The organism is Acinetobacter sp. B-6 (genome assembly GCF_056930735.1).
The window spans coordinates 1-18,286 of the sequence record NZ_JBXPBY010000013.1 but is presented as its reverse complement, the minus strand read 5'-3'; the positions used below and the strand labels follow the sequence as shown (position 1 = coordinate 18,286).

20 protein-coding genes are annotated in these 18,286 nt (G+C 38.4%); 15 read left to right on the top strand and 5 right to left on the bottom strand.

The window, feature by feature from the left end; translation table 11 throughout:
* The first annotated feature begins 200 nt into the window (after positions 1 to 200).
* The 11 genes from tsaB (at position 201) to AC1Z3T_RS15680 (ending at position 12,153) form a co-directional block, all read left to right on the top strand.
* The gene (gene tsaB, locus AC1Z3T_RS15730) at positions 201 to 866 is read left to right on the top strand and encodes a tRNA (adenosine(37)-N6)-threonylcarbamoyltransferase complex dimerization subunit type 1 TsaB (RefSeq protein ID WP_005033659.1); all 666 of its coding nucleotides are present in this window, start codon (positions 201 to 203) and stop codon (positions 864 to 866) included.
* A gap of 46 nt (positions 867 to 912) precedes the next feature.
* Positions 913 to 1,737 (top strand): undecaprenyl-diphosphate phosphatase, encoded by an 825-nt coding sequence (locus tag AC1Z3T_RS15725; RefSeq protein ID WP_100885897.1) that lies wholly within the window; start codon positions 913 to 915, stop codon positions 1,735 to 1,737.
* Complete coding sequence (locus AC1Z3T_RS15720; RefSeq protein WP_100885896.1) at positions 1,731 to 2,549, top strand: class I SAM-dependent methyltransferase; 819 nt, start codon at positions 1,731 to 1,733, stop codon at positions 2,547 to 2,549. The genes AC1Z3T_RS15725 and AC1Z3T_RS15720 overlap by 7 nt, the downstream gene beginning before the upstream one ends.
* A gap of 121 nt (positions 2,550 to 2,670) precedes the next feature.
* Positions 2,671 to 4,086, top strand: a complete 1,416-nt coding sequence (locus AC1Z3T_RS15715; RefSeq protein ID WP_005033652.1) for a C13 family peptidase — start codon at positions 2,671 to 2,673, stop codon at positions 4,084 to 4,086.
* A 79-nt stretch (positions 4,087 to 4,165) separates the two neighbouring features.
* Positions 4,166 to 5,002, top strand: a complete 837-nt coding sequence (gene fghA / locus AC1Z3T_RS15710; RefSeq protein ID WP_100886330.1) for an S-formylglutathione hydrolase — start codon at positions 4,166 to 4,168, stop codon at positions 5,000 to 5,002.
* Between the two features lie 166 nt (positions 5,003 to 5,168).
* Positions 5,169 to 6,275, top strand: a complete 1,107-nt coding sequence (locus AC1Z3T_RS15705) for a YjgN family protein (protein WP_100885895.1) — start codon at positions 5,169 to 5,171, stop codon at positions 6,273 to 6,275.
* 20 nt (positions 6,276 to 6,295) lie between these two features.
* On the top strand, positions 6,296 to 7,429 hold the full coding sequence (locus tag AC1Z3T_RS15700) for a M48 family metallopeptidase (RefSeq protein ID WP_100885894.1): 1,134 nt from the start codon (positions 6,296 to 6,298) through the stop codon (positions 7,427 to 7,429).
* Positions 7,430 to 7,697: 268 nt separating this feature from the next.
* Entirely contained in the window at positions 7,698 to 8,384 is a 687-nt protein-coding gene (gene rpe / locus AC1Z3T_RS15695; RefSeq protein WP_005033643.1) for a ribulose-phosphate 3-epimerase, read from the top strand.
* A gap of 382 nt (positions 8,385 to 8,766) precedes the next feature.
* Positions 8,767 to 9,219 (top strand): hypothetical protein, encoded by a 453-nt coding sequence (locus AC1Z3T_RS15690; RefSeq protein ID WP_100885893.1) that lies wholly within the window; start codon positions 8,767 to 8,769, stop codon positions 9,217 to 9,219.
* Positions 9,220 to 9,275: 56 nt separating this feature from the next.
* Entirely contained in the window at positions 9,276 to 11,234 is a 1,959-nt protein-coding gene (locus AC1Z3T_RS15685) for a multicopper oxidase domain-containing protein (RefSeq protein WP_100885892.1), read from the top strand.
* A complete protein-coding gene (locus AC1Z3T_RS15680; RefSeq protein ID WP_100885891.1) occupies positions 11,221 to 12,153 on the top strand; it encodes a copper resistance protein B in 933 nt (310 codons plus the stop codon). Before AC1Z3T_RS15685 ends, AC1Z3T_RS15680 begins: the two co-directional genes overlap by 14 nt.
* Before the next feature lie 50 nt (positions 12,154 to 12,203).
* Here the strand turns inward: AC1Z3T_RS15680 and AC1Z3T_RS15675 are convergent, their stop codons facing one another.
* Positions 12,204 to 12,695, bottom strand: a complete 492-nt coding sequence (locus tag AC1Z3T_RS15675; protein ID WP_100885890.1) for a DUF6985 domain-containing protein — start codon at positions 12,693 to 12,695, stop codon at positions 12,204 to 12,206.
* Positions 12,696 to 12,912: 217 nt separating this feature from the next.
* Here AC1Z3T_RS15675 and sugE (AC1Z3T_RS15670) point away from each other — a divergent pair, with 217 nt between their 5' ends.
* The 3 genes from sugE (AC1Z3T_RS15670) to AC1Z3T_RS15660 all read left to right on the top strand — a co-directional run bounded on the left by sugE (AC1Z3T_RS15670) (position 12,913) and on the right by AC1Z3T_RS15660 (position 14,160).
* Entirely contained in the window at positions 12,913 to 13,230 is a 318-nt protein-coding gene (gene sugE / locus AC1Z3T_RS15670; protein WP_004830041.1) for a quaternary ammonium compound efflux SMR transporter SugE, read from the top strand.
* A 90-nt stretch (positions 13,231 to 13,320) separates the two neighbouring features.
* Positions 13,321 to 13,638 (top strand): quaternary ammonium compound efflux SMR transporter SugE, encoded by a 318-nt coding sequence (sugE, locus tag AC1Z3T_RS15665; RefSeq protein WP_100885889.1) that lies wholly within the window; start codon positions 13,321 to 13,323, stop codon positions 13,636 to 13,638.
* 42 nt (positions 13,639 to 13,680) lie between these two features.
* Positions 13,681 to 14,160, top strand: coding sequence for a methylated-DNA--[protein]-cysteine S-methyltransferase (locus AC1Z3T_RS15660; RefSeq protein ID WP_009585224.1), 480 nt, complete (start codon positions 13,681 to 13,683; stop codon positions 14,158 to 14,160).
* Positions 14,161 to 14,299: 139 nt separating this feature from the next.
* Here AC1Z3T_RS15660 and AC1Z3T_RS15655 read toward each other — a convergent pair whose 3' ends face one another.
* From AC1Z3T_RS15655 to AC1Z3T_RS15640, 4 genes are all read right to left on the bottom strand, one after another.
* Positions 14,300 to 14,914: a LysE family translocator gene (locus tag AC1Z3T_RS15655; RefSeq protein WP_035300845.1), complete on the bottom strand. Its 615-nt coding sequence runs from the start codon at positions 14,912 to 14,914 to the stop codon at positions 14,300 to 14,302.
* Positions 14,915 to 15,000: 86 nt separating this feature from the next.
* The gene (locus AC1Z3T_RS15650; protein ID WP_100885888.1) at positions 15,001 to 15,807 is read right to left on the bottom strand and encodes a helix-turn-helix transcriptional regulator; all 807 of its coding nucleotides are present in this window, start codon (positions 15,805 to 15,807) and stop codon (positions 15,001 to 15,003) included.
* A 162-nt stretch (positions 15,808 to 15,969) separates the two neighbouring features.
* Entirely contained in the window at positions 15,970 to 16,515 is a 546-nt protein-coding gene (locus tag AC1Z3T_RS15645) for an FG-GAP repeat protein (protein ID WP_100885887.1), read from the bottom strand.
* A gap of 95 nt (positions 16,516 to 16,610) precedes the next feature.
* Positions 16,611 to 17,378 carry a hydroxymethylpyrimidine/phosphomethylpyrimidine kinase gene (locus AC1Z3T_RS15640; RefSeq protein ID WP_100885886.1) on the bottom strand — a complete coding sequence of 256 codons (768 nt, stop codon included), beginning with the start codon at positions 17,376 to 17,378 and terminating at the stop codon, positions 16,611 to 16,613.
* Between the two features lie 105 nt (positions 17,379 to 17,483).
* Between AC1Z3T_RS15640 and AC1Z3T_RS15635 the strand changes: the two genes are divergently transcribed.
* A complete protein-coding gene (locus tag AC1Z3T_RS15635; RefSeq protein WP_004830031.1) occupies positions 17,484 to 18,128 on the top strand; it encodes an HAD-IA family hydrolase in 645 nt (214 codons plus the stop codon).
* Positions 18,129 to 18,286 lie beyond the last annotated feature (158 nt).

The following is an 18,286-nucleotide window of genomic DNA, read 5'->3' as shown; positions in this document are numbered from 1 at the left end:
TGAGTTAAAGATATTCAACGGAACACTGCCATCGAGAGCGTTACCATCATTTTTGCTCAGGAAAAAAGTCTATTGCCTTGATTTTTTGTAGATGAATTTGATCTGATGGATTTTATCTGACAGGCTTTAGCGCTTAGTTCTCGCGCTAATGAAATGAGTGGAGTATCATAGGCAGCATTTTTAATACGGTAAGGTTGTGCATGAAATTGCTGGCATTGGAAACTGCCAATGAGCAGTGTTCCGTTTCGATTGTTGATGAAACTCAAACACTCTATTTTCAACTTGATACGCGAGCAAAGGCACAGACTCAAACGATTTTGCCAATGATTGAGCAAGGCTTTCAGCAAAACCAAATCAGTAATCAAGCGCTGACTGCGATTGCGTTTAGCCGTGGACCTGGTTCTTTTAGCGGTGTACGTATCAATGCCGCAGTGACCCAAGCATTGGCATGGGCACATGATATTCCTGTCATTCCTGTGTCTACATTACAAGCATTGGCTCAGGCAGCATATCAACATGCTCAATTGGTAGAAGTTACAGCCGTTTTAGATGCACGTATGAATGAAGTTTATATGGCGAGTTTTAAGCTCGATCAAAATAACATTATGCAACTTGTAGATGAAGAAAAATTATTAGACTATCAGCAGGCTGCAGCGTACCAAAAATATACTTTAATTGGTTCTGGTGCAACATTGGTCGATGCTGAAGCGACTAAATTTCAGCAGCTTACTGCAAATGCCAACGATATTGCGACGATTGCAAGACAACATGCATTGAAACAGCAATGGCTCAGTGCTGAACAGGCATTACCTGTATATTTACGTGATAATGCATGGAAAAAAATACCAGAACAAGGCAAGCCATAATCGTTTTTCGCTTTAATTTTTAGGATTTAATTTTTTAGGATTTAACATGGATCTTTTACTGCTACTCAAAGCAGCCATTATGGGTATCGTTGAAGGTATTACCGAATTCTTACCTATTTCAAGTACAGGGCATTTAATTCTTGCATCTGAATTAATGAATTTCTGGACCAAAGAAAAGAGCGACTTATTTGTTGTTGCGATTCAAATGGGGGCAATTGCTGCCGTCATTTATGAATATTGGGGCAAGCTTTGGGGAGCTGCTATCGGTCTGTTTTCTGGTGAACCTAAAGGTCGACATTTAGGCGTGAGCATAATTGCTGCTTCAATTCCGATCATGATTGTGGGTTTGACTTGTGGTGATATCGTAAAAGAACTTTTGTTTAATGATATTTCAGTAGCGATTGGCTTAATTGTTGGTGGTTTAATTATTTGGTGGGTAGAGAAAAATCCACCTAGAGTTAATGCAGTTGAAGTCGACAATATTACGATTAAAGAAGCAATCTATATTGGTTTGATTCAAGTTTTAGCGCTTATTCCAGGTACTTCACGTTCAGGCGCAACAATTATTGGCGGTATGATGTTGGGTGTATCGCGTAAGGCGGCAACTGAATTTTCTTTTTTCTTAGGTATTCCTGTTATTGTCGGTGCAGGGTTATTAGATCTTTTTAAAAACTATCATATTTATGAAACTACTCAAGATTGGACCGTATTTTTTGTAGGTTTGATTGTTTCGTTTGTTTCTGCATTAATTTTGATTCGTGTTTTGGTGGCTTATGTTTCCAAACGTGATTTTATGGTCTTTGCTTGGTATCGCATTGCATCAGGTTTAATCATTTTATTATTTGCTTTAACAGGTTGGAAATTATGGTAAGCGAGATTCGCTTATTTACAGAATCCACTTTTTTAGAGAAAGCACAGTCTTATCAAACTGTGCTTTCTCTACGTGGAGTCGTGGTTAATATAGAGGTGATTGAAAAACTCAACGCGCGTTTTTTAAGGTTAAACCCTGAACTCGCACTGTGTGTTGATGAGCAAGGTTTGAGTCTATGTGCCAATGGCATGAGAATGCAGCCTGATTGGAAAGCTGAAATACCACGTCTAAAACGTGCCAGTTTAAAATCAGAAATGATTGCTCGAGCTTGTCATCTTTCAGAAAAACCAAAATTGGTTGATGCCACAGCAGGTTTAGGTCATGACAGCTTGTTGATGGCTTATCTGGGTGCCAATATTCGCTTGGTAGAACGCCATCCAATTTTATTTACTTTGCTTGAAGATGCAAAAGCACACGCTGAAAATGATCCATTTCTAGGACAAGTCGTTGCGCGAATTGATTTAATTTTTTCGGATTCCACCGTCTATTTAGAGCAATTGATTCAAGATAAACAAACAGTCGATGTGGTTTATTTAGATCCCATGTTTCCGCAACGTGATCAACATCAGCAGGCAGTCAAAAAGCAGGCGCAAGTCAAAAAACAAATGCAGTTATTGCACATGCTGCTTCCAGAAGATGGTGAAATGGATTTAGGAGATCATCTTTTAGTCTTAGCTCAATACATTGCCAAACGGGTTGTGGTAAAACGTCCTCGATTGGCTGTATTTTTAAATGATCAACCAACCAATCATCAGTGGCAAGGGGATGCTTGTCGTTTTGATGCTTATTTTAACAGCAATCTTATTGAGTAGTTTGGTAACTGTTTCAATAATAGTCGAATTATTGATATATAGTTAAATCAAACATTGATAATTTTTTAGCCAAGCCTAAACTAGATAGGCTGATTGAAGCGACTGCCTTAACAGAATCTATATGATAGACCTTAAACCCTCAATTAACTTTTGGCATGATTTGAAAAGTAACCAACGTGCAGGGATTTGGTTATTCTTGGGTTCGCGAAAGTCTTTACAAATTGTTCGTCCGTCAATTTTACAGCTTATTTTTTGGGGGCTGTTGGGTGCGTGTGCCAATACTTTATTTAGTTGGTTGGTCGCAGGTGATGGTGGGGTATTTAATCGTCAAGGCTTAGTCAGTTATGCTTTATGGCCATTTATTGCTTTGATTGTTGGGATATTCCTTTCTCAACGGACCAATAATCCACGTTTAATGTTGGTGCCTGCATTATTATGGTTGGTGCTTGATACGCATATCATGTTGTTTCAGTGTCTTTTACAGTATCTGGGCAATCATGATCTGTTACCGTATTTCACTTATGATGTGATTCCGCTGTTGTTCTTTGCTTTATTTATTTGGCAGAGCCTTGCAGTGGTTTGGGTGTTTTCGAGAGAGTTAAAATGGCCGTGGTGGGAACGTGCGCTGATCATGTTTGCTACGGTTGCGACGCTGTTTACTTGGCAAGTATCTATTAAAGAGCAGCCGATTTGGAAAGTAGAAGAGGTTCCACCGAGTATCAGTGAAAATGCGTTCTATGCCCAAAGTCGTTTACTCAATAAAGCATTAGAACAAATTCAGTTTGGTGAGTTTGCCAAAACACACTGGTACTTTTTAGGTGTGGCAGGGGCAAGTTATCAGGATGTATTTAAATTTGAGATTGATCGAATTAAAGAGCAGTTTGATACGCGTTTTGGAACATTCGGGCGCTCTATCGAGTTGGTGAATAATCCTGCAAGTATTAACGAGACCCCAATCGCTTCAAAAACCAGTATAGATCTCGCCTTACGCCGTATCGGGCAGCAAATGAATCGTGAAAGTGATGTGTTGTTTCTGTATATGACCTCACACGGTTTACCGAATCGTTTTGAATTGGAAAATGAACCGATTGATTTAAGCGATGTTGATCCAAAATGGCTCAGAGAAAGTTTAGATAAATCGGGTATTCGTTGGAAAGTGATTGTTATATCAGCCTGCTATTCAGGTAGTTTTGTTTCAGCACTGCAATCACCAGATACCTTAATTATTACTGCTTCAGCAGCTGATCGTGCATCATTTGGTTGTTCAAATGAAGCAGATTATACTTATTTCGGTCGAGCGTTCTTTGATCAAGCAATGCGTGAACAAGGCTCATTAAAAGCGGCATTTAAAGAAGCATCTGAAACAGTTGCGAAATGGGAAAATGCGCAAGGATTTGATCCATCTGAGCCGCAGTGGGTGATTGGAAAAAATATGGAGTTGATGTTGCCTCAATTAGAGCAGCATTTATTTCCACAACAAGGTGTGATTGCTTCCGCACAAAGTCAGAATGAAAAGTTAGATCCAGCTAAACCTTGATGGTTATTGTCATTTAGGCATCAGGTAAGTGATATAAACCTTAAACAATTTGTAAATCCAAATTTAGAGAGAGATGGCAATGGAACTTTTAAGTAACACGATTTGTTTCGATGGTGAACAACGAATTTATCAGATTCAGTCGAATTATTTAAAAGGTGCAAGCAAAGTTGCTGTTTATATGCCACCTCAAGCTTTAAAAGGGCAAAAGTGTGCAGCATTGTTTTATCTGGCTGGTCTGACCTGTACTGAGGAAACATTCATTATTAAGGCGCATGCCCAGCGCTTGGCGTCACAACTCGGTTTAATATTGATTGCGCCAGATACTTCGCCACGTGGTCAAGACGTTGCTCAAGGCGATTCATGGGATTTGGGACAAGGTGCTGGATTCTATATCAATGCAACTCAGGCACCGTGGTCTGAACATTTTCAAATGGAAAGTTATATCGTCGATGAACTTTATTCTTGGGCGCTTGAAACATTCCCAATCCAATCAAATGCGATCGGTATTTTTGGGCACAGTATGGGAGGACATGGCGCTTTAACATTGGCATGGAAATATCCACATTATTTTAAATCTGTGTCTGCCTTTGCGCCAATTTGCGCACCAAGTGAATGTCCTTGGGGCGAAAAAGCTTTTTCCCATTATTTAGGGGATGACCAATCAGTATGGCGCCAACATGATGCCACGCAGTTGTTGATTAACAAGGGTTCACTGTTTGATGAGGTTTTGATAGACCAAGGCTTAAAAGATCAATTTTACAGTCAATTGAATCCTGAAAAATTCCAGCAAGCGTGTAATGCTGTTGGGCAAAAGATCAGCCTGAGATTTCACGAAGGCTATGATCATGGATATTATTTTATCCAAAGTTTTATGGATGATCATTTGCAATTCCATGCATTACAATTGCAAAAATAGAATGCGATTTATCTCAAAATATTAAAAAAATTGATGCCGAGTAAAAGTAAATTGTTGTTTACTTTTACTCTATTTCTTTCAGTTTAGAAAAAATATACACTGGCACTGATATTTTTTATTATGAAAAACTTGAGTTCACCATCATAATTTGAATAAAGAGAATAATATGCAAGATCAAATTCCACCTCTATTTCCTGATCATTTGAATGTGGATCAACAGCTCACACCACCCAGTATTCCGCAATATACAGACCAACAATACCCTAAAGTTCACCGCTTTAAGTTTCATGGTGATGCAATGGAGTATTTTGGAATATGGATTGTCAATATCTTATTGACCATTGTGACTTTAAGTTTGTATGCACCTTGGGCAAAGGTTCGTCGTTTACGTTATTTTTATGGAAACACGGAGTTTTTCCAGCGCCGTTTTGACTTTACGGGTATTCCAACTAAAATTTTAATTGGGCGTTTGATCGCATTGGGGATCTACGCAGCATTTTCCATTTCATCCCACTATTCAATGATAGCAACTGTGGTTGGGTTGGTTGTGTTATATGCTGCAGTCCCTTGGTTGATTCGTGCAACTATGCGTTTTACTGCGCGAAACAGTAAATTCGGAAACAGCCGATTTTATTTTGCTGGAACCACTAAAGAGTCTTATAAAGTCTTTTTCTTGAGCATATTGGTGTATATTTTTACTTTGGGTATCTTTTCGCCTGTAGCGATATGGCTATATAAAAAATATTATCTCAATCATTTATATGCAGGGCAGTTAAACTTTAAATTAAATGCAGATTGGTCTGCTTATATGGCGGCTGTCTATGTGCCTATTTTTATGTCGATTGGTGTAATTATTGCATTTTCTGTGGTTTATTTCGGCATCATTGGCACTGTTGCAGGTTTCTCACCAAGCTTTTTTATTACTGGGATATTTATCATGTATGCAGTGGTTGGATTATTTATTTATCCATTAATCGCTGCACGTCTTTTTATTACCACATGGAACAATACCACGGTCGGCAACAGCCAATTTAAAACAGATTGCAGTCAGTGGCGTTACGCATGGATTATTGCCTCAAACTGGATTGTCAAAATTTTAAGCATAGGATTGATGTCTGCTTGGGCTGCGATTCGTATTCACAAATATCAGGTTGAGTCGATGAGCTTAATTTTGCATGATGATCCAGATCAAATGATGAATTTGGCACAGCAAGAACAAAGCGCTTTAGCCGAAGAAATCAGTGACATTTTTGACATTGATATTTCTTTATAATGATATGAGTTGAATAATCTATGTCACAACCAGTACATATTATTTTCTATGATGGTGTGGTGTCTAAACCGCACCATGCACAGATTTCAGCTCAATCTGAGTCTGAAGTTCTGATTCGCTATGGTGATCGTTTAGAGCAGCATCGTCGCTATCAATATTCAGATATGGCATTGATTGGTGCGCTTGGGCAATTACATCCTGTGATTGAATTAAAAGACGATGCGCGCATCGAGTTTCATGGAGCATTACCTGAATGGTTTAATTATGGAACAAAAAAAGTTCAGCATTCAATCTGGAAACTTGAACGTTCACCAAGCCTGATCATTTTTAGCGTGATTTTTGTGGTTGCTTTTGTGTTTGCCTTAGTCAAATGGGGCGTTCCAGCTGCTTCACATTATGTGGCTTTTCAATTGCCTGAAAATAGTTTGAAAAAATTAGGGGATGAAGCCGAAACCTATGTTTTAAATAATTGGACAGCGCCCAGCCAATTGGCTCAAGGTCAAAAGGATTTAATTTCCAAACAATATTTAAATACAGTGGCTGAAGGCAAACCTGCCAAATTGGTTTTTCGTGAAGGAGGGCGCTTGGGTGCCAATGCGGTGGCATTGCCCAACAATACCATCATTATCACGGATGAATTGATCGAAATGGCACATAGTGATCAAGAAATTTTAGGCGTCTTGGCGCACGAGCAAGGTCACTTAATTCAGCGCCATAGCCTACAACAAGGCTTAACCAGTTTAGGGCTTAGCGTTTTGTATATTGCCATGACGGGAGATAGTTCTGACTTATTTACTTCATTACCTGCTGCAATGATTGGTGCAAATTATTCACGTAAATTTGAATCCGAAGCTGATCTATATGCTTTACAGTTGATGGATCGAAAGGGCATTGAAGTCTCACATTTTGCCAATTTCTTACAACGTTTAAGTGATGAAACAGAAGATTCAGAAAAAGCTGACAATGCGAGTCAAACTGCCAATGCTGATAAAAAGGCATCCGCTAGTTCGCCTTCATCGCAAAAAGAGTCGGATAAAAATCAGTCTTTAGCAATTCTGGATGCATTATCTTCGCATCCTGCAACTGAAGAACGCATTCAAATGGTTCGCGATTTTGAGAAAAAACAGCAAGAGAAGCATCAGCAGTCCAAATGATCTTCTATCTTTAGATAACAACTGATTTGATCAAGGGCTTGTTAAAGCCCTTGATTTTTTTGGTTATCCAAAACGCTTAAAAGAAAATATTTTAAGTTTGCAGTATCATTTATTGTAGTTGGAAACAATTTACACAGGATTCATCGATGGTCTGCATTAGAATTATTTTATAAATACTGATGAAGATTAAAGCTGTCTACTTTTAAATCAACCTTGTAAGGTAAGTTTGTTATAATAGGAAAAATTTTTATATCTGCTAGGTTGTTTCATGTCCAAGCCATTTCTAATTGCCCCATCAATTTTGTCTGCTGATTTTGCCCGTTTAGGTGAAGAAGTTGAAAATGTATTGGCTGCAGGCGCAGATGTTGTCCATTTTGATGTGATGGATAACCATTATGTTCCAAACTTAACTTTTGGTGCTGGGGTGTGTAAGGCATTAAAGAAATATGGCATCAAAGCACCGATTGACGTGCATCTCATGGTTTCTCCTGTAGATCGTATGATTGGTGATTTTCTTGAGGCAGGTGCGGATATTATTACCTTCCACCCTGAGGCAACACACCATATTGATCGTTCTTTGCAACTGATTAAAGATGGTGGCGCAAAAGCGGGTCTAGTATTTAATCCAGCAACACCATTACATTATTTAGATTATGTGTTGGATAAAGTAGATCAAGTCTTATTGATGAGTGTTAACCCTGGTTTTGGCGGTCAAAAATTTATTCCAAAGACTTTAGAAAAACTCCGTGAGGCACGTAAAATTATCGATGCTTCAGGTCGTGATATTCGTTTAGAAATTGATGGGGGCGTTGGACCTGCCAATATTCGTGAAATTGCGGAAGCGGGTGCAGATATGTTTGTGGCAGGTTCAGCGATTTTTGGAAAACCCGACTATCAAGCGGTAATTAATGAAATGCGAGCTGAATTAGCCAAAGTAGGTCAAGTTTCAGTTTAAAAGTTTTCCACAAAAATTGAAAACACCCTGTGGATAACATTGTGATTAACTATATGGATAACTATGTTGATAAGCATATGGATAAGCTGGGTATAGATTAAACAATTAGTTGTCAATTGTTTAGTCGTTCATCAAGAATCGTTTAAAAAGAGTTCATATGCGCTCTTTTTTTATGAAATGTGTTGTTTATTGACCTGCTCAATGATTCAGCATTGTATAAAAAATAACGTGCTGAAGATTTATCCAATCAGTACTTATGCATTGAAATGTGCGATATTTGCCAAAATCGAGATTATTGGCTATGCTTTAGGCTCATCATGGGCTTAACAAGGTTCAAGTTTTGTTTATACAACTCCGCAAACAGCTGTGGTTTGTTTGTCTTATGGTTTTTGCCATAGGGTGGAGTGGTGTGTCTATTGCATCTGCAAAAGTCATGCAGATGAGTATGCAGCATCAACAAATGATGTCATCATCTCATCACATCGATGGGCATCAAACAAAAAAGGAATATGGGTCTGTACAACAGCTTAAAAATCTTTGTACAGATATAAATAAGAATAAAAATGGACATAATCAGCATACAAATGATGATCAAGCGATAACGGATCAAAATGATTGTCATCAGCAAGTGAGTCAATCTGAGCCAACACAAGCGTTTAAGTGCCAAGATTGTAGCTTGTTATCCTGTCAATCTACCGTGATTTGGTTGAATAGTGATATTCCTAAATTGATCATACCTGATCATTTTCAAAATAGTGCTTCTTATCCAGCAACCTACAGAGCACAACATCTTGCTGGTTTTTGGCAAGAAATCTTACGTCCACCCAAAGCTTAGCCTGATTTTAGAAACTTTTTATTCGTAAAGTTTATTTTTAAAATTTAGGTTAAGTTATGTCTATTTATTTAGTTCAAAAACGTTTGGCGAAAAGCCTACTTGTCTCATTGTGTTTGTTTTCCTCAACATGGGGAATGGCGGCAGTGAGAGAGTATCGATTGACGATTGATGAAGGAATGGTCAATGTTATTGGCAAGCCCTTAAAACGTATTACTGTGAATGGTCAGTTTCCAGCACCACTTTTAGAGTTTGAAGAAGGTGATGATGCTGTTATTCGTGTCACCAATAAATTAAAAAATCAGGATTCCTCCGTTCATTGGCATGGTCTGTTACTTCCTGGAATTATGGATGGAGTTCCAGGTTTTAATGGTTTTAATGGCATTAAACCCAACGAAGAATATGTATATAAGTTCAAGGTTCGTCAAAGTGGAACCTACTGGTATCACGCACATTCAAAAGGACAGGAACAAGATGGTTTATACGGTTCTTTAGTCATTTATCCAAAAGATAGAAAACCTCTGGCAGCACATGAACAAACAGAACGTGATTACGTGGTCATGTTATCGGACTTTCATAAGCAGACCAGTGATCAAATTCAAAACAATTTAAAAGTATCAGCGGAATACTACCAAAATCGACGAGAAACGGTTTTTGATGTTTGGAAACAAATACAGCGTGATGGTTTAAAGACCACGTGGTCTGATCGGAAAATGTGGAATCAGATGCGTATGTTAAAAACAGATATGTCTGATGTGACGGGTTATACCTTTTTGGTCAATGGCAAAACTCCTGAACAGAATTGGACGGGTATGTTTAAACCAAATGAAAAAGTGCGTTTACGCTTTGTGAATGCATCAGCAATGTCATTTTTTGATGTCAGAATTCCTCATTTAAAAATGACGGTTGTCAGTGCTGACGGACAACCAGTGAAACCTGTTGCTGTTGATGAGTTCCGTATAGGAACGGCTGAAACTTATGATGTGATCGTTGAACCTAAAGGCAATCATTATCAAATTGAGGCTGAGTCGATTGACCGTTCAGGATTTGCGATTGGAACACTGCATAATGAATTAACAGCTCAAGCCTCAGGTATTCATATGCCTAATGCTCGCCCACGTTCACTGTTGACCATGGAAGATATGGGAATGGACCACTCCAGTATGGGAGGAGGGAGTGTGCAGGGCATGGACCATTCGAAGATGAGTGCTGACAGTATGCAAGGCATGGATCATTCAAAGATGAGTGCCGACAGTATGCAGGGCATGGATCATTCAAAGATGAGTGCTGACGGTATGCAGGGCATGGATCATTCGAAAATGAGTGCTGACAGTATGCAGGGCATGGACCATTCGAAGATGAGTGCTGACAGTATGCAGAGCATGGACCATTCGAAGATGAATGCTGACAGTATGCAAGGCATGGATCATTCTCAGCATGACCAAGCCTCAAAGTCTAAGAATGACCAAGTGGTTTATGGTTGGGCAAATGCCTCAACACCTCAAGGAGATAAAGCGCTTCAATACAGTGATTTAAAGTCACTAACACCACAACCAGATACGCGCGAGGCGACCAGCGAACTGGTGGTGCGTTTAGGTGGAACTATGGAGCGTTATGTCTGGACCATTAACGGTAAAAAATTTAGCGAGGCTGAACCGCTTAAAGTGAAATACGGTGAGCGCATTCGTATTAAATTTATTAATGACAGCATGATGGCGCATCCAATGCATTTGCATGGCATGTTTATGCAGCTGGAAAATGGTCAACCTCCAGTAGATATGCCAAATAAACACACTGTTGTTGTACCGCCAGGTAAAACAGTGACGGCATTGCTTACTGCTGATGAATTAGGTGAATGGGCAATCCATTGTCATCTGTTGTATCACATGACGTCAGGCATGATGAATAAGTTGATTGTTGCAAATGTCAGTGATGGCAAAGTGTCAACACAACCTATTCAAGCAACAAAAGCAAATCAAAAAACTGAAATGAAAGGAGGCGAACATGCGAATCATTAATCTTTTTTCAAAATCAGTTTTAAATATTTCATTGTTGTCAGTCAGTGGTTTAGCAATCGCCCATGAAGGTCATCAGCTGCAAGGTGTAACGAATGCAGTCACTGAATCAACCATGACGATGAGCAATTCATCCATGGATCATTCCAAAATGAACTCAATGGAAAATCCAAACCAAACGGTTGATCATTCTCAACATCAAATGGATGCTGAGCAGAGTAATAACCCAGCAAATACGGGTTCATCCCATGATACACATGACCATCGAAAGGAGCATGGTGGACAAGTATATCAACGGGTCACGATCGACAATGCTTGGATGGTGGATGAGGATGGAAAAGGTACTCTGGATTCTTCATTCGAACTCAGAGTTGGAACAGACGAAAATAAACTGTTTATTAAAGGAAGTTCCAGTAAAGCCGAATCAAGCAAAGTTGAATATGATCTGAGTGCTTTGTATAGCCGTAATATTGCAGCATTCTGGGATGTTCAAGCGGGTGTGCGTTATAGTGATAATCCTGAACGAGAAACTGATCAAGAACGTGTAGATGCTGCACTCGGTTTACATGGTTTGGCGCAGTATTTCTTTGAAACAGATGCTTATCTTTATTTGGGTCAAGACAGCAGAGTGGCGTTTAGTTTAGAAACCTCACGTGATTTACTGTTAACTCAAAAACTGATTTTGCAGCCATATTTAGATCTCAATGTGGTCTTTAGTGATGACTCTCGATATGCAAAAAAGTCAGGTCTAAACAGTATGACGACGGGTTTAGAAACACGTTATGAAATCACTAAAAAAGTCATGCCTTATGTCAGTGTTGCCTATACTTACTCTAAGGGTAATAAAGAAACTCAATGGCAAACAGCAACTGATTCAGAAAACGGTTGGTTATATGGTGCAGGGTTGCGTTTAAGATTCTAATTTTTGATTTTCAAAAATAAATAAAAGGTCACTTCTGAGGAGGTGACCTTTTATGTTTCAGCGATACCTGCCACGATTTCAAGCTGATCATTGACAAACTTAAACTCCATTCCGTGCTCAGTATCCAAATCATAATGAATGGATAGCCTTAATGTGTCTGGAGAACTTAGTCGTAAATTTAACATGGTCTGAATATAAGGATTATGTGACTCAACATTGTGAATATTTAAAGCTGCTTCTCCTGACTTTTCAGGATTTTCATAGTGGTGTGCATAAAGTTTTTGGTAACGTTCGAAAGCATGTTGCTGTATTGTTTTGAGGTGTTGTTCAAAATTTTGTAGAAATTTTTGATATGTTTTGGCGAATGCATTAAGTTGTTCTTGATCAGGTTCTTGTTCTATTTCATTACCTTCTTCATCGAACTCTTCTCCCAAAAAAATCTCTCGATCTGCATGTTGATTAAAAAATGTATGTGAAAAAAAAGTTTCTGAACTAAATCCTGCCCAACTTGGATGAATTTCACCCCAATAATCATGTTTCATGGCGTATTTACTCCGCTTTTATAATGACTGTGAATGATCATAAAGCAAGCCTGATGAAAAAGTACCATTCAAATGTAAATAAGGTCAAATTTTGTAAATTTTAATAAATTTAGTCAGATGAGTTGATATAATTATGATTCTTTAGGAGGAACGACCTCCCTCAATCTGAGAAAAATCGTCAGGACGACCTGATTCTAATTTAATTTTGGAGCTGGTCATGGCTTGGATTGTTCTCGTCTTTGCAGGTATCTTTGAAATCGTTTGGGCATATACCATGAAAATGTCTGAAGGATTTACTAAGCTCACACCGAGCATTATCACTTTATTCTTTATGATTTTAAGTTTTGGTCTATTGGCATATGCAATGCGTACCTTGCCATTAGGAACGGCTTATACCATTTGGACAGGAATTGGTGCAATTGGTTCATTCTTAGTGGGGATTTTTATCCTTGGTGAACCTGCAACAGCAATGCGTATGCTGGCAGCTGTACTGATTATTTCCGGTCTAGTGCTGATGAAGCTTTCATCCAGTTAATTGGAATATCGAAGTGCCATCCTGATTGGGGATGGCACTTTTTTGTGTGATCATATTGAGAAATAACATATAGAAAATGGTGAATATCGAATGGCATGGGTTTTATTGGCGGTTGCAGGGTTATTTGAGGTGGTTTGGGCATATTTCATGAAGGTCTCAGATGGTTTTAGTAAACTGATTCCTAGTGTTTTAACCCTTATTTTTATGACCGCAAGTTTTGCCTTATTATCTTATGCAATGAAAAGCTTACCACTTGGTACTGCCTATACGGTTTGGACAGGAATTGGCGCTGTGGGTTCATTTGCTGTCGGTATCTTCTTTTTAGGTGAACCGGCATCTGCCATGCGGATGTTGGCTGCTGTACTGATTATTTCTGGGTTAGTGTTGATGAAATTATCTTCAAGCTAAGTTAATCTGTGAAAATAGATATCAGCAACAGTGAGTCATTTGATGCAGCTTTCATTTATGGAAATGAATTCACCTGTAGGGAAATTGAAACTAGTGGCCCACGATCAAGCGTTGGTTGCAGTACTTTGGGAAAATGAAAATCCTAAACGTGTCCGTTTAGCACAATTGATTGAAAATAAAAATCATCCCGTTTTGTTGGAAACACAGCAACAATTGAATGAATATTTTCAAGGACATCGAACCCAATTTGACTTAGCCCTAGATTTTGCTGGAACAGAGTTTCAACAAAAGGTTTGGCAAGCTTTACTTACGATTCCATTTGGTGAAACGCGAAGTTATAAGCAAATTGCTGAACAGATTGGCAACGTGAAAGCCGTTCGGGCAGTCGGCGCTGCGAATGGTAAAAATCCAATTTCTATTATCGCACCATGTCATCGTGTGGTGGGTGCAAATGGTAAATTGGTTGGTTTTGCCGGAGGTTTGGAAAATAAGGATGTGTTATTAAAGTTGGAGAAAATTTAGCTCAAATTTGAATTAATTTTTTGACTTAATCTCCGTCAAAACGAAATTAAATTTGAGCAATGCTATAAATAGCTTTTCAATTCTTCACTTTGATCAAATCGTATATATGATTTAGACACTTAGAAAGAGAGTAAAACTTTCATGATTTTGAACTAAATAAGAGTTTCATACTTAAACCAACAAAACTCATAGAAAATATGCGCCTAAGCCATTTTAGTACACTCGGTTTTCCTAACACATATCGGCGCATCATTGCAGCGAAACACCCATAGAAAATAAAAACAACTAATGTAAGCAGCATAAATATTAGACTTAAGCCGAGCATGTCCAATATAGGTTGAGCGGTATGGCTAGAAATAAACTGAGGTAAAAAAGCTAAAAAAAACAAGGGAAGTTTTGGATTGAATAAATTAATAAATATTGCGTGTTTGATAATTTTAAGAGAGGAGTGCTTAGTCTCATTTTGTTCAAATTGAAAGGAGCCTTTCTCTTGGAGTGCTGACCAAGCCATATATAGTAAATAAGTCACACCTAGAAACTTTAAAATCATAAATACTGAGCTACTCATGGTAAACACGAACGCCAGTCCGAGGATTGCTATGAATATATGGGGAATAATCCCTAATGTACATGCAATTGCAGCAATCAAACTGGCTTTTGTACCACGTGATATCCCTGTGGCTATGGTATAAATGGCACCTGTACCCGGTGAAATAACAACAATAAGTGATGTAATTAAAAATTCGAAACTCATGTACATGAGCCTGCTCCAAATATAAATGAAGCTTGATTATCTTAAAGATATAAAATTAAAGTCTTGAATAAAATTGCAGGATACTTTTAACACAAATAATATTTTTGATAGCGACTTGGCGTCATTGCAAATTGACGTGCAAAGGCTCTTGTCATATGACTCTGATCGGCAAAGCCTGCAAATAAAGCAGCTTCAACTAAAGTTTTTCCTTGTAATAGGTAGTTTCTCGCTTGGCAAACACGTCGTTGTATTAAGTAAGCATGTGGTGTAATGCCAAATTCATGCGAAAAACTTCTGAGTAGTTGAAATCGACTGATATCGCATAAATCAGCGAGCTCACTCAGAGTAACTGTATATCCAGACATCTCGTCAAGATATTCTTTAGCACGCTTTACAGAAAAGTGTTGCGTGGGTCGATGTTTTTTCGAGAGTATGTGATGACGACTTGTATGCATTAAACTAAACAAAAGCATTTCTTCTAATGCAACACTTTCAATGTCAGGTTGAGACATATGTTTAAAAAGTTGAGATAAATGCTGACTCAATAACTGATCATGTATGAGTGGATGCAATATGGCATCTGCACAGCGTCCTTCAGCAAGCAATTCTTGTTGCAATAGTTCTGGTTGAAAATAAATCATTTGCCAACAACGTGGTCCATCAATAGGAATACCATCATGAATTTCACCGGGATTTACGATAATGACATCACCAGATGCTGCTTCCACTTGACCAATTAAACTCCAAGAACGTTGTGCTCCCCGTGTAATAATACCTATACCAAAGTAATCATGTGAATGCCGAGGAAAAGAGTGCTCCGTCAACAACGATATTGCTTCTGTGCCAGCAATAGGAAGGCTTAATGGGGTGATTTGATGAATACGTTTGGACAATCGTTATCTTCTCATTTTGTTATAATGATTAATTTCATTGAAAAAGCATGATCACCATTTCAAGTTATTAATTTACGCTTTTATATGGGGTGGGTAAAGTTTTTGGTCCTTGCTATTTATTGTGCTGATTTTTTAAGACGCGCTGATCATAAAATTGTTGAATCATTCATCCTCTGCCTTAGATTTTAACCATTTCCATTGCCCATGTTTAAATTCAAAGGTATCAACCCACCATCTTGCGCCACCTCGACATGAACTGGTCATTTGTTTTTTCTGAGGAATCAATTTGAGATCTGCCCATATAGAACATTGGGCATGGCTAAAATCAATCTTACTTTGATCTAATACTTGATAATCTTTGCTTTTGGGTTGGTAAAGAAAAATATCAAACACAGCATAAACCCCCATACCCATATCTGGAGCAGACACTGCAATATCGGTATATCCATCAAAATTATAATCATTAAAATAGATCTGGTAGGAGCGTTGATAAGGCAATTCTTGCAGTGGGAATGTTTGCCGTTTTGATGCAGTTTTAATGGTGAGCTGCCCTAACTCTTCATCGCCATTTTTAAATAAAAATTGTGTTTTTTGTCCATTTACAGTGTAGTTTAAATTGCCTGTAACAGTTTGTTGTTGGGGTAAGGCAAAAGTGAGTGGACTGAGGAAAAAAACACAAGCCAGAATGATTGAGCTTTTTTTAATCATTGTTGTTCTCTGTTATGTTTGATCAATTGTCCAAAACCTTACCTATAAATGAATGGATAAAATTTTGGACATTAGTTTGTTTAGGATCATTAGGTTTAAAAACGTTTTGGAATTTTTTGCCCATCTTCGATGGGTGTTTCTGCATTTTTCAATACACCAAATAACCATGTTTCAGCGTGTTGTACCGCAATTTTAAGTTGATCACCCAGTGCCAAGCGCCCAGCAATAAAGCTTGCAAGTGAACAACCTGAGCCATGATATTCACCCGCTAAACGCGGACATTTCGATTCAGTGATCATTTCACCATTTACATATAAAGCATTGCGAATATAGACAGGTGTATCTTCATGTCCACCTTTAACTAAAACGGCTTGAGCACCCATTTCAAATAGTTTCTGGGTTGCCTGTTCTAAATTATCTTCACCTGTTAAGGCACGTAACTCAACTGTGTTTGGGGTAATGACAGTTGCTAACGGAATCAGTTCAACAAAGGCTTTAACTAAGGTCTCTTGATTACCTAGAGAACCACCACTATTCGCCACTAAAACAGGATCCAGTACATAAAGATAGTCTGGATGTTCTCTTAAAAAATCAGCCAAAGCGGCAATGTTATCTGTAGTCCCCAGCATCCCAGACTTCACTGCTTTAATCGGTAAGTCGCCAACAACAGCATTGGCTTGAGCAAGTAAGAGTTGTTTTGAGGTCGCTTCAAAACCAAAGACTTGTTGAGAGTTTTGAATGGTTAATGCTGTACAAGCAATTGCCGCATGCGCACCACTTTGACCAATTGCTTCAATATCAGCTTGTAAGCCAGCTCCACCTGAAGGGTCTAGACCTGAAAAACAAAGTACAGTAGGGCGCACGATGATGTCCTTAATTCTCAAATTTGCGTTAGTATAGGCAACTTTGAGAGAACACTCGATAGTAATTTGATAATTGTTTGAAACGCAGATTTAAAGGATTGGACCATGATAAAGAATATTTTAATTGATTTGGATGGAACACTCACTGACCCAAAGGTGGGGATCACTACATCTGCACGATATGGTCTTGCAAAAGTTGGGCATCCTATTCCTGAATCTGAAAACATTGATTGGATCATTGGTCCACCGCTAAAAGCATCTTTAGCAAAATTGTTGAATATTGATGTAAATGATGTATTGGCTGAGCAAGCTTTATTGGGGTATCGAGAGCGTTTTGCTGTTACTGGGCTATTTGAAAATCATGTATTTGAGGATGTTGCGCAGACCTTAGCTGCATTGAAAAATAAAGGTTATCGACTGTTTTTAGCAACAGCAAAACCTGAAGTCTATGCGCGTCAAATTCTAGATCATTTCGATTTATTGAGTTATTTTGACTATCCTTATGGAAGTGAACTCAATGGTGAACGAACCAATAAAGCCGAATTGATTGCCTATATTTTAGATAAAGAACAGCTCAATCCAGAACAATGTCTTATGGTCGGAGACCGAGAGCATGATATTTTCGGTGCTCGCAAAAATGGTATCGAAACGATTGCTGTTGAATATGGATATGGAAGTCAGCAGGAGTTAGATCTTGCTCAGCCAAAGGCTCGGATCAAAAGCTTTGCTGAACTGCTCAATTTTGTTTGATGCGGTCCATGTTGATGAGCTAAATTAAGTGAATCGTTATAAGTTGTTAAAAAAATTTAGCGTGATTCTGATGCAATTATATCTTCAATTCATTGAAAAATAAGTATTTTTATAGTATTGCTGAGTTTTTGCCCAATTTCAGGATCAGCCTGCGGCTC

Excerpts from the sequence above, each read along its gene's own strand:
- tsaB (WP_005033659.1), top strand. The coding sequence starts at position 201 with ATGAAATTGCTGGCATTGGAAACTGCCAATGAGCAGTGTTCCGTTTCG.
- AC1Z3T_RS15725 (WP_100885897.1), top strand. The coding sequence starts at position 913 with ATGGATCTTTTACTGCTACTCAAAGCAGCCATTATGGGTATCGTTGAA.
- AC1Z3T_RS15720 (WP_100885896.1), top strand. The coding sequence starts at position 1,731 with ATGGTAAGCGAGATTCGCTTATTTACAGAATCCACTTTTTTAGAGAAA.
- AC1Z3T_RS15715 (WP_005033652.1), top strand. The coding sequence starts at position 2,671 with ATGATAGACCTTAAACCCTCAATTAACTTTTGGCATGATTTGAAAAGT.
- fghA (WP_100886330.1), top strand. The coding sequence starts at position 4,166 with ATGGAACTTTTAAGTAACACGATTTGTTTCGATGGTGAACAACGAATT.
- AC1Z3T_RS15705 (WP_100885895.1), top strand. The coding sequence starts at position 5,169 with ATGCAAGATCAAATTCCACCTCTATTTCCTGATCATTTGAATGTGGAT.
- AC1Z3T_RS15700 (WP_100885894.1), top strand. The coding sequence starts at position 6,296 with ATGTCACAACCAGTACATATTATTTTCTATGATGGTGTGGTGTCTAAA.
- rpe (WP_005033643.1), top strand. The coding sequence starts at position 7,698 with ATGTCCAAGCCATTTCTAATTGCCCCATCAATTTTGTCTGCTGATTTT.
- AC1Z3T_RS15690 (WP_100885893.1), top strand. The coding sequence starts at position 8,767 with ATGGTTTTTGCCATAGGGTGGAGTGGTGTGTCTATTGCATCTGCAAAA.
- AC1Z3T_RS15685 (WP_100885892.1), top strand. The coding sequence starts at position 9,276 with ATGTCTATTTATTTAGTTCAAAAACGTTTGGCGAAAAGCCTACTTGTC.
- AC1Z3T_RS15680 (WP_100885891.1), top strand. The coding sequence starts at position 11,221 with ATGCGAATCATTAATCTTTTTTCAAAATCAGTTTTAAATATTTCATTG.
- AC1Z3T_RS15675 (WP_100885890.1), bottom strand. The coding sequence starts at position 12,695 with ATGAAACATGATTATTGGGGTGAAATTCATCCAAGTTGGGCAGGATTT.
- sugE (WP_004830041.1), top strand. The coding sequence starts at position 12,913 with ATGGCTTGGATTGTTCTCGTCTTTGCAGGTATCTTTGAAATCGTTTGG.
- sugE (WP_100885889.1), top strand. The coding sequence starts at position 13,321 with ATGGCATGGGTTTTATTGGCGGTTGCAGGGTTATTTGAGGTGGTTTGG.
- AC1Z3T_RS15660 (WP_009585224.1), top strand. The coding sequence starts at position 13,681 with ATGCAGCTTTCATTTATGGAAATGAATTCACCTGTAGGGAAATTGAAA.
- AC1Z3T_RS15655 (WP_035300845.1), bottom strand. The coding sequence starts at position 14,914 with ATGAGTTTCGAATTTTTAATTACATCACTTATTGTTGTTATTTCACCG.
- AC1Z3T_RS15645 (WP_100885887.1), bottom strand. The coding sequence starts at position 16,515 with ATGATTAAAAAAAGCTCAATCATTCTGGCTTGTGTTTTTTTCCTCAGT.
- AC1Z3T_RS15635 (WP_004830031.1), top strand. The coding sequence starts at position 17,484 with ATGATAAAGAATATTTTAATTGATTTGGATGGAACACTCACTGACCCA.